We start from the raw sequence: 14,996 nt of genomic DNA, 5'->3' as shown, positions 1-14,996 counted from the left end.
CATTAATTGTTTGTGGCGCAGTTCGTGATGGCTTAAGGATATAATATGAAAATCAGCCAGCTGGAATCCGGGATGCAGGTTTGGTCTGTAACCCGTACCAAAATGGGAAATACCACCATTTCAACGGTCATTGTCCACCCCGTTGTCATTATTGAAATTCATGATAACCATGTGATTGCTCGCTGGAACGGCAATGCACCACGTCGGTTTGGAGAAACGGCTATCAGGGGCTGGAAGAAGGAGAAGCCACTGCTTGTCCGTGAGCCTTTCGGAAATGTTCGTCTGGCCACCCGGGCTGAAAAAACCGCTATGCAGGAAAAAGAGTAATACCCCCTTTTAGCACCCACAATTTCATCGTCCATCTGCCTTTAACCTTGCCTGTTATTAACGGAATCCTTTCTGACTGGGCGGATCCCACGCATAACCTGAACTGTTGGCTAACCGTCTTACAGCCAAATTCCCTCCTTTATCTGGCAGGAGTGCGTCCGTGAGCTCTGTATGATCTACGTGTTTGTTAAGTAGAGCACATAACAGGAGTGGGGTATGACTGAATTAAATAAAAGCCTGTCCGGTTTTTCCGGAGCTGATGTCAGTAAAGAACAGGCTGCCATAAGGGCACTTGTAGAAAGAGTAGTGACCAACTATCGCAGCCGGACAGCACCTGATCGGGTTCAAAAGGCTTCGGTAGCGTTTAATGGGGGATTAATCCTGACCCTGATGCTGGCCTTGACGCTATTGGGCTACCTTGTGGCGGAATTGCTCAGGGGGTATGTTGCGGATAGTTCACCCTATGTGCCCGGTCTAAGTTATTCGCAATTTTCGATGCTTATGGTCGTTGAGCTGTGTCTATGCTTTCTTGCATGGTTTTTGGTTGTCACAGGGGACTATCCCCGGCCGTGGATATTTCAGGTAGTCCCGATGGAGCAGTACTGGTTCTTTGACGAAGTGGATGACGACGATCTTGCCCGGCTTTCCTGTAACCCTTACATCAAGCGCTGGCTACTTGATGAAATGTCCGGTATTCATCGACTGACCTACACGAGGCTGCATGATCGACTGGAGCGCATCTGTAATATTCCATCCCATCTCGAATACAGCCGTATTCAGGCACATAAGATTTCCCTAATCAACGGAAGCAGTGCCTCCTGATCCTACCATTGCATCCGGAAATTAAACGGGCAGGAACTGCACTGTATGTTCCGACCCAGCAGCTGCCCGTTACCCTTTTCTTTAGTATAAAATGACTTTCGCCGACAACCGGAAGTGAATCATGTCAAATAAATGAAAAATCAGTAATTTATGTAGGCGGGGTGTTTGGCTGATCAGGGCAGGGTGGTATAATAACGCTGGTGCTGGAGGCTTTTGCCCCAGCCAGCGGTAACACTGTTTGACTGTGGTAAAAGCAGAAAGCCCCGAGTAATTTTTCAATTAACCCGAGGCCCCTGTATGCTAGTCACATTCAGAGTAGCCTCTTGCCTGCTTAAATGCAAGGAGAAGAAGGCCATGAAAATGCCGAACCAACCCATTGTTTTGTGCATATTAATAGTTTGTTTAACGCTGTTGATATTCACCTGGCTCACACGAAACTCGCTTTGCGAGTTGCGGATGAAAGACGGAACAAGGGAGGTATCTGCTATCCTGGCCTACGAATCCGGTAAGTAGCTGACAAAGAGGGGGGCAACCCCCTCTTTTCAGGGTGTGGATTAGTATGCCATCGGCACCTTTTGAAAGGGTTTCTCCAGTCGGGGAAACCCTTTTTTCCTCCCGTCTTGTGGCATATAGCCTTTTGTATAAATCAAGAGCCAGACCCAAAGAGTCCCGCTTCACGCAAACCGTTCAAAAGCCTTAGCGTAATCCAGTCGGGAAAAATTTCACCGGTGCTCGTCCGGGCACGTACCGGAAACACTGGACTTCTCACTGGTCGGTAGCTCATAGAACGTAGCCATTGCGGTCAGTCCTTATTCTGCACCCAGTAGAGTTTTATGGCCGTCTGGCAAATCGTTCAAACATTGTCATTTCTGTTCTCGCTGCATCCGGTCAAATGATACGGTGAATTCAGCTCATAGGCATTCGCATCGCAGTCTACGAAGGCACCAGAAGTTTGAGGATGTTACGCAAAGAACAGTTATCAGGTTTGCTGGTGGGCGTAATGACTACCTCTACTTTACTTCATAGGGATTCATCTGCGGGGATGCAAGAATTGACTCAACGTTGACCGGTCGTACCAGATTTGTCGCGGAAAGCGCCTTTTTGTGAGGGGGGCCGCAGCGCTAAATCTTTTCCTGGAACGACATGAAGGACAGCAGAGCGTCCGCCCTGGAGGACAGCTCAATACAGTCTCCACGCTGCGGTTCTATCTCTTCGTCAATGGCTTCATTGTACCAAATACGCAGCCGCCATCCCTTTGCAGGGAAAGCGCTCTGCATCGCCAGGACCATCCCCTCCGGCGACAGCAGTTCTCGACAGAGGTAGCAGGCCCCGATCCGGGTTGAATCCCGCAGCCACATTACGGGATACTCTTTAACCAGTTGGTCATACACGCATTCTGCCGTATGAAAGTAATTTTCGTCAGCTCTGCAAAAATCACACATTAGCTTTCCTTTAAATGGTGTTTATCATGATGATTCAGAAACTTGCTCCTTCAAACGACGGGGCTTTTTTAAAGTAGAAACTCTACAGCACAATTTCTGTCATTATCAAATCCGCCGGATAAAGTAATAACTGCACCGAAAAGTGGTTTGATCTGCATTGCATCTGTCGGATATGCGACAATAATAAGGCGCTTCCCGGACTTTCTCGCTGTCTTGATAAATTGCAGAACTTTTGCTTTTTCTGATGCATTTCTTATCGAGACACTATCCAGAATTAATGTTCTCTCAGGCGTTTTCAAGAAATCATAACCATCAAAGTTGTCGTCACAAAGCTGTCGGCCATTCAAATCCGGGAAACGATAATACCTGCAATCACTATCGACAATACGAAGCTCTGCTAAAAGGGTGGTTTTCCCGGATCCCGAATCACCCGTGACCAAGACGTGATGGTCAAGGTTTTGTAGCACATCAATAGCCTGTTTTCGCATAACATCCTCAAGTCAGAATTTAATCATTCGTTTTTATTATCATTCGCCCGATTCTCCCATCAGCATTAGGTATCAGGCTCTGAGTTTCATGACATCAGCTTCCGTCATTCCGTAGTAATAAATTATCATATTGATGAGGGGGAGCGATGGCGCATAACGGTGGCTTTCCTGCATATAACCTAAGTATTTCAGTTCCACTCTCCCGGGGCCGAGGTCCGGCAATGCCCGCCGATGCTCAAAAGCTGCTTTGACAGGCATTCAGGAAAGTAACTTACTACTAAGGCATTACAGATCTAGTCGACGGGGGAGGCTATTCAGAAACAGTCGTCGCTTTGGCTGTAATCGTAGTAATGGAAGGGTTTTATACCCATACTGCCGGGATGGGAGAATCACAGTACATTATGCCAGCGTATACGGGCCGTCATAACTTGTTTTTTTCTAGAACACGGCGAAGCTTTCTTACCTGGGAAGCAGTGGAAAGCGTACCAGTTCGGGGATGGCATGCGCTTGCCTTTTCACCAGGTTTGAGCACATAGGCTAATGCCAGCTCATTCAGAGCCGCCTCAGCTTTCAGCAGGGCCTCAATGGCCGTGTTCAGGTATACGGTTCGGCTCTGATGGTTCATCAGGATTTTCCTCACAAGGGCAAAAAAACAGGCGATACCTGCCGTTTACCCTTTGTCTCCGTTAAGAATGGCATCACGGCAGGCTTCCCAGATAACCTGGGCATTAGCATCACACTCCACGAACCCACCGCACTGATCGTATATCACCTGGTATACGTCCGGGGGAATCTCCCCAGGCGCAACCGGAGATGAGCGTTTGCCTTTATGAATCTCATCTGCGGTATCACAGACAGCATCGAGATGCCGCGACATCCATTCAGATAATTTCAGACCCTCTCGATTTGCCTGTTTTACATAGCGAACTTTTCTGGAAACCGTAGATCGCATCTGAATCTGTGTCACAGCTGGCACATCTTCTTTCATGGCATTCTGTAATGCAGCTTTGGGCTTTTTCATGTTCATGGTTGCTTTAAATTATTCTGGAGTTCGTCTGATATAAACGCTGCCGTGATCTGTCAGCGTCGCTTAAATAGTTTATCGCCTTCCGCCAGTTCGCCGTTGAGCTGTTCAATCACGCTCCAGATGAGCCGATCATCAGGCGTTGAGCCTGCACACTCTTTCACGACCGCCACGGGTCTAAATTCTTCAGGGTCTGCCTGCCCGGAGGTGAAGAGCCTGCTCTCAATCCAGTGGGCCCCCTCTGTGCAGCAGTGGCAACTGGTTTCAGGTGGTTCATCCAGACCGTCCACTCCACAGGCTGAGCAGGTGAACAGTTTGCGAGACCCACCAGCCAGTGGCGTATCGCAAGCTGCTGGAAGTACGCCAGCATTGCGCCAGTACAGCACATGATTTGAATCGTAGCAGTGTCCATGAAGCAGAAGCGAAACGCCGCAACTGCGAGTTTCAATGGCTTTGCCTGTGCCAAGGTATTGCCCGATCTCGTCCCATACGTCCACTAAGGTGTCAGGCAGCGGACGCGTAACAGGGAACTTAGCGCAGTCGTCCGGGGTACCTTTAATGCAGCAGAGGGCCGAATACGCAAGCTCCTGCATTTCGTAGGAGTACTGACCACATACCACGCGTTCCAGTTTGTCGATTAGTTGTTCTTTATTCATCATACTCAGCCTTATTAAACAAATTCATTACGCCACTGGCACCATCTGGGCAGGAGCAGACTGCGGCCCGGTAGTAGAGCCGCAGGGGGTGTCGCTGGACTAACAGGTGCGCAATGAGTCCCGCACTTCCTCATGACTGGTCATTTTCAGAAGAAGCTTTCCAGGGCAGCGTGGTTCCGCCTGTGAACGGGTGACGTCTTCGTTGATTGCCTGGATATGAGCAGATTCAACGGTCCGACGCTGTACGACATGGTTGCTAAGGTTGAATTCGCACTGGAGCCTTCTGGCATCAGAATCCGCGTTCATTACAATGCGTTCATCAAAGCGGCGGTTCATTCGCAGAGCCTCTTCGTGAGTTGCATCAACAAGGGTGCGTCTGGTGACATAGTCGTTACCAGCAAAGAACGATAGCTGAGCGTGTTCCAAAGAGTAGTCGGAGCTTCCCTTACAACGGACAATCGCGGCTTCAGAGTGCAGGATTAATGAGCTCAACCGTGAACAGACGTCATTGATGGTGCCGGTTTTCAGACAGTCGTGGATAAGTGTCCAGGCGGAAATGCTCAGCGGGCGGCTGGTGGTCACATAGGGATTGTAATGATCAACCGTTACGATAGTACGCAGTGAATGAAGCGATTCGGACTGCGTACGTAAGTCACGGCGAACAGTACATGCCACCGAGGCAACATCTTTACATTCTTTGTCGGACATCGAGTCCAGTACGCGGATCTCCACCTCTGCCGCCTTTGAGGCGATATGCGCACTAATCTCACCCTTAAGACGTTTGTAGTCAGCCTTGAAGCTTCTCACGCTGTCAATATCGATCCAGTAACCACAGCTGTAACCAGCATTACCAAACTCGTCATCTTTCTCATAGTTCGGACAGCCGTCATTGCTCCAGCCAGCTTTTTCCAGCAACTCGTCAATAGCGACCAGCTCAGCCATTGGTGCATGTTCGATAATGAAATAATGGACTCGGCCCCAGGCATATGCGCGTGAACGGCCATCTACAGAAGTATCAGAAGTCGTCTGACGGGAAAGTTTCATGAGGTACTCCAGTTCTGCCCGGTACCGCCGGGGCGGTGGTGCGAAAGCCGCACCATGAATGACACTATGATCCTCCTGGCTTCTATTGTCAATACAATTGAAGTGGCGTTGTATTTATTCATTATTTGGACCCGGCTCGTACGGAACGACCGTCGGGACTTACCGATCTTTCTGCGGTGAGCAGGGGAAGGGAACATCCCAACGCTTGTTTCCAGATGCACAGCCAGGGAGGACGCAGAATGCCAGACAGAATCATCGTGCAGCGGTAGCGAAAGACCCGACAAACGGGAAAAGCATCCTTTTATTCCAAAGCCAACCTCAGCTTTTAATGTCGCCAGTACGTTTCCTAAACATGCCAAATCGGTCTCTTATACGGCCGGATGGGCCCGCTGAAAACGATAAAATGAGAAACAGAACCCGACACATCGCTGCTCTCTGGGAAAGCCGGTCAGCAGATGGAGCGCCAGGAACTAAATCCGCTGGTTTTAATAATGATTGAGGAGAACAAGATGAAAGATAACAAGACACGTCCTGTAGACTCGTATGCTCATGCTGATTTCATGGAGTCCGTCTTCAGCAACCTCAGGGCTTTCTGTGATGCGGAATGCCAGCGGCTAACTGCCGGTTATCCCCCAACTGTCAAACCAGAACAGCAAAGCACTGACGGCCAGCTGTCGGCGGCATAAAGCATTACCTGCCAGTTCGTTCAAATTTCCGCTTCCTTAAGCCCGGGCCAAAAGCCCGGCTCAATCCAAAAACTGAACGTACCGGTTTACCTCTATATCTCCTGAATCTCCTGCGACTTACAAGAGACCCGCACCGGTTTAGCCATTCCTGTCCTGCCACTCTCTCATCACTGGCCCAGACAACCGGAAAAGTAACTTTGCTCTCTTACTCACCTTCTGAACCAGAATTTTTGCTTAAACGTAAAAACGGCCCACTGTTGTGAAGATTTAAAACGGACGGATCGAGTAGTATTGCCTGAGGAAAGTTTTTTAAGAAAAGTTACTTTTTCTTCTCCGCAACCTATTAGGAAAAATGTCGAACCTGGTATTGTTGTGTTGTAGCGCAGTTAAACAACCAACCAAAAGAGAGAACAAAAATGTCCGCAATCGAAACTGAAGTAAAAAACAACAGCAACGAAATCAGCCTTCGTGGTTACCTGGAACGCACTGGTAACGGTGCCCGTAAAGGTAACGGCCTTATCATTGACCCTTCGGTTGTTGTAGAGCAGGAAGGCTTTAACACCCGCACGGCCGGTATGGGCGAGCTCTACTATTCAATGCCTCACGTTGTGGAACACCTGAACAGCCTAGCCGATGCTTACATGGAAGACCCGTTCAGCGTGACGCCTATCGTTGTTCAGATGGTTAATGGCGTACCTGTACTGCGACAGGGGGCTTGCCGTATCCGTTCCATCGCTATTGCAAACCGCCAGCTGGAAGCAGAAGGGCGTGAACGCATTACTCGTATTCGCTGCGAAGAGTTTCGCGGTAGCGCTTCAAAAGCAGAACTCTTCACCCTCACCGGCAACTCCAACCTGGCGCTGTCTGTCGTAGCTGAAGCGCTTTCAATTAAGCGTCTTGTTGAAGATAAAGAAGAGCCTAAGACCTTTGCGGAACTGGCAAAAAAACGTGGTAAATCAGAGCAGCATCTTCGCCAGATGGTTCGCGTTCTGGACCTGCCTTCTGAACTACAGACCATGCTTGTGAGCGATCAGGTGAGCATGTACGTTGCGCTGGACGAGTATATGTACAGCGGTGAGGATGCGGTAGATAACATCAACAAGGCGATCTCCATCTATGGTAAAGCGACGAAAAACACGCTGAAATTCGTCAAAGCTGCCAAGGTAGAAGAGCGCATGGCAGATCCGCAGACTCCGGAAAACTCCGGTGATGAGCAACCGGCAGGTAATGCTACCGTTAACACCCCGGAACCGGATCAACTGAATGATGAAAGCAATACAGAGACGCTGGTTACGCCACCGGTACAGGAACCAGCTCCGGCTCCAAAGGACAGCGCTCCTAAACAGAATCCGGCAGGTAAAGCGCCATCCATGTCCAGCGTTCTGAACAAAAAGACCGTGACCGTCATTGCCGACACGGCGATCCCGATTTTTGAACGTATTGCTGAAGAAGCCAAGCTTAAAGAAGGTGAATCTGTCAGCACTGATACTTACACGCTTGTTCTGACCAATGATGAAATGAACGATATCATCAATGCTCATGCTGACCTGAAAGAGTACCTGCGTAAGCATGCTGAGAAGATGAACAAGGGACAGGCATGATTTTCTGACCGACCCCTCCATCCGGACGGGTCGGTAACTTTTTCAGGACAAGGGGAAACAGGGTAATGAAGAAGGCTGTTAGCAACGTAGACAAGACTAACCCACTTCCAGTCCTGACGGATTCGGTGACACGGGTAAGTATTCAGTGCACGGCAAAAGATGAAAACGGGGCAGGGATCGAAGTGAACATCCTCGACCTGATTCAGGATCATGATACGGATGAAGTGAAAGTGCAGTTTGGGAGCTCGCCTGTTCAGGCTCTGGCGATGCTCCGCCGGGTTATGACAGCACTGGAAAAGCAGGCAAACGCAGAACTGAATACAAACCACTATTCGCGCATGCAGTGATCTACTCTGGCAATTTCATCCATGCTGCCTCTGTTCTGTATATCGCGGGCGAAGCCTCAGGATGAATAACGCTGATGTTAGCAGCTGGTGGAACAAACAGATTTAAATGGAACATTGCAGTGAGTAAAACAATGCGTAACGTTGTTGCGGGTTATATTCAGCCGCTAAGCGGTTCCCGGACACTATGCTAAGCGTGGTCAGACGAAAGCTCAGCAGTATCGTCGACATGCAGGAGACCGTCAGACAGTCATCACAAATGCTTGAGCCTGATGCAGCCATATTCCTGAAACGCGCCATAGTTGCGAGGATGCTTCAAAAAATAAAATATCAGGATAGTGAAGTTTTAAAAGATTGCCTTGGCGTTTTTTTTATTTATGAACAACGTGAAAAATTGCGCCGACTTGGCGTGATTACTAACTGGGGGATTAATAAAACAGCAGGCGGGAAGAATAATAAGTTGTGATAACTCAGTAAATATTAATCTAAAAAGCGTCTTCAGAAACAGAAAAAATGCAAATTATATTGCTTCGGGTTATTAGCCGCTGAGGCTGTTTACTTATAATGCTTATAAACTGGAGGTATTATGAGAAAACAACTTGCGTACGCTTCAAACTGTTCTGACTGTCTTTATTCGTATATTTACCGCACCCTGCAAAAACGGGCTGGTGATGAGAATGAAAGCCTTTATCAGCAGGCCATTTCCAGCTGTCGTACAGCCAAACAAAAAATGAAGCTGGCCGGGTATTATGCCGGTCCATGGCAGCTGCTATTCAACGCGTGGTGTAACAATCGCGTCCCTAACACAGCGGTGCTGGCTCTTCTACTCCAGCAGTGCTTATCTCATTTCCAGTGCGAAGAAGTGATCGCAGCCTGGCAGTAACCCTATCAAGCCCCTTCGTATAGCGTAGGAGCAGGAGATATCTCATGTACAGAAACGACAGAAACGTGGATTCCTTCAACCTGGTTAATGCTCTTCAGCCGGTCTTTCGTAACACCGGCTGTGGGATGTTTGAATATGATCGTAAAAAGCAGAATGAAACCGCTGATTCAATCTTACGAGCGTTGGCGTTAAATGCCGATTTCGCGAGGGCCTTAAAACAGTACGTCCGGATTAATTCTGTACGACGGGTTGTTCAGTTCGATGACGGCTCGGTTCGTTATGGTATTCATGCCGAATTTGAAGGGCATAATAAAATTAATTCCTTTCGTATTTTTAAAGATGAAGATACAGACGCATTTGACTCCTATTTTTATTCGGTTTGCGATAATAAAGCTGAGCTGGTGGATTTTAAAATGGACTCTCTCGATATTCAATTACAAGCAGTTTTTGAAAAGGTGACAGGTATTTATCTGTCACATTAAATATTCAAGTTTTCAACCCTCGGGCTGATAGACAAAAACGCACTTTAGAATATAGATGAGATGAATATGAAAAATGTTAATATTTTGACTACCGATATCGCGGCCATTAATGCTCTTTCTGGCGTAGAACTGACTGACTTTCTCACTGCCGGGTATCAGGTAAAATGTTCAGGAGAAAGGGAGGTTTCGCTGGTGGGCTTTCCGTGTTTAGCAAGCAACAAGCAGCCGGTAGAAGTTGGTCTCGGCATTTTCATTAATCGCGTGTACAGCAGAGACAGCCAGTCTCTGAGCGGGAAATTGCGCTATGACCTGTCTAATGGTCTGGCAACCAGTGCATTTTCATTTTTCTCCCAGTCAGGCTGGTATGGGGGATTCCGTGTCGTATCCTTCCGTGACAACGGGCCAGCTGCGTTGAACAACATTGGCATTGTCCATGAGAATGTATTGAATGCATTTTGTGCTGACTTCCCCCGGGCCAATGTGAGCGTAACCCGTTTTCATTGTGGCATGACGCTTGAGCAGATCCGAATGTTCATTTCAGACACTGCTTACGATATGCCGCTTTATAACAACGAGTCTGACTTTCGCAGGCTCGCCAGTTAGCATGGAGGCTGACTTCAGTGCTTACGCCTAAAAGCCGATGAGCGAGGTGGCGGAACCGGTTGGCTTCGCCCAGTATTACTTACTTCTCTCAAGGCACTGCGCTGCAAGCGTACGAAAAAAATGTAAGTAGCTAAATGGCGTGAGCGATTAGTTCTATACGGGAAGAAGTCATAGTATTCTGAAATGATAGTTATCTCATACTAACGATAGTCATGGAGTTTCTTAATGGGCGTTGATATCTGCTGGCGATTTCAAAGGGAAGAAAAGCCTGGTAAATGGATAAATTTATCAAGCAATTATAAAGGGGACCGCTCATATCTCCACTTTGCCTGGCTCGGATTTGATGTAGATCGTGAATGGGCGAGCACATCAGGAGTTTTTATCCACGCATTACGCGGATTACCTGATGATATACCGTCCGAAGATGATGATTTATTCGGTGAACATTCATACTCATGGCTGACTTCGGAAGAAATTTTGTCAGCCATACCACCCGATAACGCCGGAGAGGTGATCCAGGAATTTGTCGAAGAAGTAAAGCGTCTCCACGTGGAGAACGGCAGCGTCCGTTTCGTCTTTGGATTTGAAGGGTAACCCGTAAGAAAGTAGCTATCTTACCCGGCTAGGTCTCCAATCTCTCAGATGCTCAAAGAGGGCCGGGCATGGTGCCCACACATCCCCTACCATTCCGATTTGATATTCGTCTAATACACCCTTTAAAGAAAACAAGCAGACGGCAATGAGACGTCGGATTAGCGTCAGCAAATATGAGACGTCAGTAGTCGATGTTTGTCCTGCGGAAGGTGAATCTGTTTACAGGGCGTAAAGCCGTACCATCCATGAGGGCTCAGAGAGCCGGGGTCTCCTCCAGATTGCTGGAAGTTATTGACTCTGGCAGGCCTATCCCTATGACTTTTTCCCGGATGGCAAATTAAGATCGAACAGGGCCAAATTAGTACTCTTTTCTAAACGGAAATACTGAATCACCCTGATATAACTGGTCTCTCACAAGACAGGAGATCATCAATGGAACGTGTAATATTTTCAGTAATCTTTTTTATGATGCTGGGCGTACCTTTTTACCTTCTTTATAAAATTGCCCGGGACATTTTTGGGACCGCCGGTGCTGGTGAGCCTGCACAATTGCCTCAGGGCAAGCAAAGACGCTCAGGAGGCGCTGGTTCGGGTTCGATCTGGCAAGGACACCATCTACAGGGGAGCAGCCATTTGAACTCCCTCGGAGGTGATTGTAATGGTGAAAATAGCATAGCTGGTGGTTGTGATGGTGGCGGTGGAGGAGGTGACGGAGGTGGTGGTGGTGACTGATAGCCTGCAATTTTACCTATCAGGATGAAACCCATGTCCAGCAACCGGAAAAAGAATTCATTTCAACCGAAAAGCCCTGCCTTAAAGTGAAGCGTATTAAACGTGAAGGATGCTGAATTAGAGGGTATCGGTTTTATACTGAAGCGTAACTGGAAGAAGGATCTGAAATTAACTATTACGGAAAAGTAACTTTCTGACTCACCACGTACGCCCCTCGGTTATGCCATACAGTTTGATACGAAAACAGATCAGTAAGTAGATTGCTATACGCCGGAGAGAAGTCTATTTTTCATGCACCGAACCTGTTTGGCCTGCAATGGAAGCAGGTATAATAATCACATACAAAGGAGGGCATTATGAATACATTTTTATACGTGCTTTTGGCCTGGATTGTTGTGCTTTTTATCGCCAACAAACTGCTCGCAAGACGTAAGCCCAAGACGGTTAAAATCCTGGTACAGCGCAACGGGAAAGCCGCAGAGGTTGATGCTGTAGTGGTTCAGGGTTCAAAGAGAGCTAACAACAGTTCTGTTGCGGACAGCGACGCGGTAGATAGTTATTTTGAAATGAATCCTTACTCCCGCGAAAACCAGGCGAATGGTTGGGCTATGCTGGCCAGAGACGATGACCAGCTTAAATAATCAGTTGAGTGTGATGTGTAAAGCAGCTTAAAACTCTAAATGGACGAACAGGGGAGGTGACAAAGATGACAACCAATACAACAACGACCACCTACCGCTCAGAAGAAATCGTGCCGTTCAGACGGCCCAAAGGGGATCTGGATAGTCGGTATATGCCTCAGGTGTATGCAATGGTGCGGAACTGGGCAAGTAACCCTGCTCAATATGGTGAGGGTGTACTGGCCTCCTACCGCCAACCGGCAGTAAACCTTGCCTACCAGGTAAAAGGAACTCGTGTTGTTTTAATTCTGGTACCAGTAGAGTGCGAGCCACCTGGAGTGATAATGACGGAAACAGTCCTGTGGCCGTCACTATCACTTGTAGAAGTCTTGCAGACCTTGCAGGAAGCCTGGCAAAATATTCCGGCGTTAAACCCCTGACGACTTCTGTCAATATCACCGGCTAGTGATTTACCTCTCTGCTGGTGGTCAGCCCGCCTAAGTTCAAATTATCTCTTTCTAAATTTGCCCGGATAAAAATCGGTCCCTCTAAAATAGCCTGCCCTGAGTAGGCTACGTCATACAAAGCGTTGGCCAGTCACCAGCTGGCTGGTGGCCATAATGCTCCACAGGATAAACCGTATCAGAACTACGCAAAGAAAAAGCCCCAACAATTTACCGATGGGGCCTTTTGCAGACATTTTACAGCCTTACCAATGATAGAGCGCTAAGGCTTCTGCTTAGTGAACAGACTTGCCCACAGATAATGGATAAAGTTGAGCAGAATGTATGTTACTCGTTGCTCGAATTTCATCGGGGCTTTGTACTTTGTCGTTATGTTATGAATATGAGTAAGGTCCGTATAGAGCCCTGGCGACTTCCTTGTTGACTTCAACACCGAACAGATGTGCTGAACAGACTCCGGTGTGAACAACCGTAGCCCTCGTCGTTGTTTGACTTTATGGATAAAATCGTCCATCCCCATACATAACCATTCCGGCTTGATGCCATCAAACTTACAACGTCCGTTTATGATGACGACATTGATACATTCCAGTTCTCTAGCCTTAAGAGCAGACTGAATAGCCCTGATGTGCCCCTGGTTTTGCTTAAACGGGTTCTGCAACTTGAGGGTTCGGGACTGAGTCCATTTCCGCCAGTGGCTTTCCTCCAGAGTACCGTAGAGCTTGCCTACGTAGTTTTTCTGCTCTATGACGTATATACCATGTGGGGCTACGAGAATGTGATCAACCTGCGTAGTGCTATGAGCCGATAACTGAAAGGTGAGATCACTAAGTAGCCCCTGAGCTTCTTCAGGAAGCCCAGATTCAATTGCCTTTGCAGTCCGCCGTTCCGCTATGGCAGAGGTCATAAAACCCAACAGACACAGCAACACGACGAAAATAAGGATAATGAAAGCTACCCCCGTAATGCTCCACAGCAGATTGAAAGCATCCATGTTACCTCACAGAGGGGTAGCTGGTGGCATTAACAGATTCTACCAAGCGGGTAGTGGTACCGGTAAGGCTCTCAATATTTGAAGACAGGCTCATCAGCATGCCGAGTGCAGAACGGAGATTACGATGAGGCTCATTGTAGTTTTTGAACGTGTCAGTGGAGTACATTTTTGAAAGACGTGTACGGATCTCTACTGACGTAAGATCTCCATCCACCAGGCCGTACTTAACTGCCTGAGGTGTTGGCCATACACGGCCTGAATAGAGAGAAACAGCATCGGCATCATGACGCGAGAGAAGCTTTTTACCCCGTCCAAGTTCAACATCAGTTATAAATTTTTCATGCATCGTGTTCAGGATCTCCTTCTGCATGAACTCCCTCGTTGAATCGGACAATGGGTGGAAGGGGTCAAGAGCATCTTTGAACTCACCGGCCGTAAGGGGCTCATTCTTGACGCCTACTGTGCTCATGATCTCTGACAGATTCCAGTGGTCCATACGCACACCGATAGAACCGATCAGGGCATTACTGTCGGCATAAATTGCATCAGCGGGCGATACCGCGTAATAGCATGCGGATGCGCATATGCCTTTCACACTAACGATGATTGGTTTATATGAGTCTGCGATATCAGAGAAAAAACGACCGGTACCGCTGGAGAGTACTTCGAGGGAGTTTTGCTTCGACCGTGCTTCATCGCCACGTTCTGTGCTCCCGGTTTTGTTACTCTTGTCAGCGGCTACAGATGAAAGAGAGCCACCGGCATCTGATACGCGTTCAATCTGTGGCTGGTGGTTTTTAAGCGCGTTTATCTGGCGGTAAATAATGATGGCGTCAGAGGGACCACCACCACCTGACTCTGCCTCGATAATAACTGCTTTGGCATGGGGATTATTGTAAGCTTTGGCAAGAGCTGTTGCGATCACTGTTCCATCGCCCGTTTCCGAGCCGGTACCCATCTCGCCAGAAATCCGTATTACAGCTATATGGTCTTTCTTCCCTTCAGCGTCCTGCCATTGTTCGTAAAGATTGTAGAAAGAAAACCCTACAGCGGTCATGGCAATTAGCGACATAGCAACTTTTGCCGTGGTATGAATGCGAAACATCTTATAAAAACGGTCAGCGTTATCATTGAGCGATTCTTTGATATTTGTAGGGGACTTCCTTTTTTTACTGCTTAACATCTGACCA

Annotated in this window: 22 protein-coding genes and 1 pseudogene; 15 read left to right on the top strand and 8 right to left on the bottom strand. The window is 48.0% G+C overall.

Translation table 11 applies throughout. The annotated features are described in order from the left end of the window. Window positions 1–45: 45 nt before the first annotated feature. The 4 genes and pseudogenes from OGX90_RS00805 (at window position 46) to OGX90_RS00790 (ending at window position 1,662) form a co-directional block, all read left to right on the top strand. Window positions 46–327: a hypothetical protein gene (locus tag OGX90_RS00805; protein ID WP_000703842.1), complete on the top strand. Its 282-nt coding sequence runs from the start codon at window positions 46–48 to the stop codon at window positions 325–327. 216 nt (window positions 328–543) lie between these two features. Next, the gene (locus OGX90_RS00800; RefSeq protein WP_047744967.1) at window positions 544–1,149 is read left to right on the top strand and encodes a hypothetical protein; all 606 of its coding nucleotides are present in this window, start codon (window positions 544–546) and stop codon (window positions 1,147–1,149) included. Between the two features lie 335 nt (window positions 1,150–1,484). Further along, a pseudogene (locus tag OGX90_RS00795) lies at window positions 1,485–1,595 on the top strand (DUF5431 family protein); the annotation flags it as partial. Then, a complete protein-coding gene (locus OGX90_RS00790; protein WP_223152483.1) occupies window positions 1,543–1,662 on the top strand; it encodes a type I toxin-antitoxin system Hok family toxin in 120 nt (39 codons plus the stop codon). The pseudogene OGX90_RS00795 and the gene OGX90_RS00790, both read left to right, overlap by 53 nt. A gap of 608 nt (window positions 1,663–2,270) precedes the next feature. On the opposite strand, the gene OGX90_RS00785 is transcribed toward OGX90_RS00790, so the two are convergent. The 6 genes from OGX90_RS00785 to OGX90_RS00760 form a co-directional block, all read right to left on the bottom strand. Continuing rightward, window positions 2,271–2,591: a hypothetical protein gene (locus OGX90_RS00785; protein ID WP_047744968.1), complete on the bottom strand. Its 321-nt coding sequence runs from the start codon at window positions 2,589–2,591 to the stop codon at window positions 2,271–2,273. Window positions 2,592–2,659: 68 nt separating this feature from the next. Then, the gene (locus OGX90_RS00780; RefSeq protein ID WP_047744969.1) at window positions 2,660–3,079 is read right to left on the bottom strand and encodes a P-loop NTPase family protein; all 420 of its coding nucleotides are present in this window, start codon (window positions 3,077–3,079) and stop codon (window positions 2,660–2,662) included. A gap of 421 nt (window positions 3,080–3,500) precedes the next feature. Next, window positions 3,501–3,704 (bottom strand): hypothetical protein, encoded by a 204-nt coding sequence (locus OGX90_RS00775; RefSeq protein ID WP_047744970.1) that lies wholly within the window; start codon window positions 3,702–3,704, stop codon window positions 3,501–3,503. Window positions 3,705–3,749: 45 nt separating this feature from the next. Then, complete coding sequence (locus OGX90_RS00770) at window positions 3,750–4,100, bottom strand: hypothetical protein (protein WP_045899599.1); 351 nt, start codon at window positions 4,098–4,100, stop codon at window positions 3,750–3,752. A 59-nt stretch (window positions 4,101–4,159) separates the two neighbouring features. Next, complete coding sequence (locus tag OGX90_RS00765) at window positions 4,160–4,759, bottom strand: hypothetical protein (RefSeq protein ID WP_047744971.1); 600 nt, start codon at window positions 4,757–4,759, stop codon at window positions 4,160–4,162. Between the two features lie 99 nt (window positions 4,760–4,858). Beyond that, on the bottom strand, window positions 4,859–5,803 hold the full coding sequence (locus tag OGX90_RS00760; protein ID WP_286622977.1) for a DUF5417 domain-containing protein: 945 nt from the start codon (window positions 5,801–5,803) through the stop codon (window positions 4,859–4,861). 509 nt (window positions 5,804–6,312) lie between these two features. Here OGX90_RS00760 and OGX90_RS00755 point away from each other — a divergent pair. The 11 genes from OGX90_RS00755 to OGX90_RS00705 all read left to right on the top strand — a co-directional run bounded on the left by OGX90_RS00755 (window position 6,313) and on the right by OGX90_RS00705 (window position 12,788). Next, complete coding sequence (locus OGX90_RS00755; protein ID WP_001371930.1) at window positions 6,313–6,489, top strand: hypothetical protein; 177 nt, start codon at window positions 6,313–6,315, stop codon at window positions 6,487–6,489. Window positions 6,490–6,905: 416 nt separating this feature from the next. Continuing rightward, window positions 6,906–8,090: a ParB-like helix-turn-helix domain-containing protein gene (locus tag OGX90_RS00750; RefSeq protein ID WP_047744973.1), complete on the top strand. Its 1,185-nt coding sequence runs from the start codon at window positions 6,906–6,908 to the stop codon at window positions 8,088–8,090. A gap of 65 nt (window positions 8,091–8,155) precedes the next feature. Continuing rightward, window positions 8,156–8,437 carry a hypothetical protein gene (locus OGX90_RS00745; protein ID WP_042896222.1) on the top strand — a complete coding sequence of 94 codons (282 nt, stop codon included), beginning with the start codon at window positions 8,156–8,158 and terminating at the stop codon, window positions 8,435–8,437. A gap of 226 nt (window positions 8,438–8,663) precedes the next feature. Continuing rightward, window positions 8,664–8,900 (top strand): hypothetical protein, encoded by a 237-nt coding sequence (locus tag OGX90_RS00740; protein ID WP_261307971.1) that lies wholly within the window; start codon window positions 8,664–8,666, stop codon window positions 8,898–8,900. A 120-nt stretch (window positions 8,901–9,020) separates the two neighbouring features. Continuing rightward, window positions 9,021–9,317, top strand: coding sequence for a hypothetical protein (locus tag OGX90_RS00735; protein WP_047744974.1), 297 nt, complete (start codon window positions 9,021–9,023; stop codon window positions 9,315–9,317). A 44-nt stretch (window positions 9,318–9,361) separates the two neighbouring features. Beyond that, window positions 9,362–9,799 carry a hypothetical protein gene (locus tag OGX90_RS00730; RefSeq protein WP_045340437.1) on the top strand — a complete coding sequence of 146 codons (438 nt, stop codon included), beginning with the start codon at window positions 9,362–9,364 and terminating at the stop codon, window positions 9,797–9,799. A gap of 66 nt (window positions 9,800–9,865) precedes the next feature. After that, on the top strand, window positions 9,866–10,402 hold the full coding sequence (locus OGX90_RS00725) for a hypothetical protein (RefSeq protein WP_047744975.1): 537 nt from the start codon (window positions 9,866–9,868) through the stop codon (window positions 10,400–10,402). 225 nt (window positions 10,403–10,627) lie between these two features. Continuing rightward, complete coding sequence (locus tag OGX90_RS00720; RefSeq protein ID WP_042896211.1) at window positions 10,628–10,996, top strand: hypothetical protein; 369 nt, start codon at window positions 10,628–10,630, stop codon at window positions 10,994–10,996. A gap of 432 nt (window positions 10,997–11,428) precedes the next feature. After that, entirely contained in the window at window positions 11,429–11,728 is a 300-nt protein-coding gene (locus OGX90_RS00715; protein ID WP_047744976.1) for a hypothetical protein, read from the top strand. Between the two features lie 356 nt (window positions 11,729–12,084). Beyond that, window positions 12,085–12,369 carry a hypothetical protein gene (locus tag OGX90_RS00710; protein WP_042896207.1) on the top strand — a complete coding sequence of 95 codons (285 nt, stop codon included), beginning with the start codon at window positions 12,085–12,087 and terminating at the stop codon, window positions 12,367–12,369. Between the two features lie 65 nt (window positions 12,370–12,434). Beyond that, the gene (locus tag OGX90_RS00705; RefSeq protein WP_000210769.1) at window positions 12,435–12,788 is read left to right on the top strand and encodes a hypothetical protein; all 354 of its coding nucleotides are present in this window, start codon (window positions 12,435–12,437) and stop codon (window positions 12,786–12,788) included. A gap of 286 nt (window positions 12,789–13,074) precedes the next feature. On the opposite strand, the gene OGX90_RS00700 is transcribed toward OGX90_RS00705, so the two are convergent. Together OGX90_RS00700 and OGX90_RS00695 are read right to left on the bottom strand one after the other, a co-directional pair. Next, window positions 13,075–13,806, bottom strand: a complete 732-nt coding sequence (locus OGX90_RS00700; protein ID WP_000338612.1) for a nuclease-related domain-containing protein — start codon at window positions 13,804–13,806, stop codon at window positions 13,075–13,077. Between the two features lies 1 nt (window position 13,807). After that, window positions 13,808–14,989: a S49 family peptidase gene (locus OGX90_RS00695; RefSeq protein WP_000952985.1), complete on the bottom strand. Its 1,182-nt coding sequence runs from the start codon at window positions 14,987–14,989 to the stop codon at window positions 13,808–13,810. Window positions 14,990–14,996 lie beyond the last annotated feature (7 nt).

Origin of the sequence: Citrobacter sp. Cpo012, from assembly GCF_030333015.1 — a bacterium.
In the GTDB taxonomy this organism is placed as follows: domain Bacteria; phylum Pseudomonadota; class Gammaproteobacteria; order Enterobacterales; family Enterobacteriaceae; genus Citrobacter; species Citrobacter portucalensis.
This window is presented reverse-complemented; position numbering and strand designations above follow the sequence as displayed.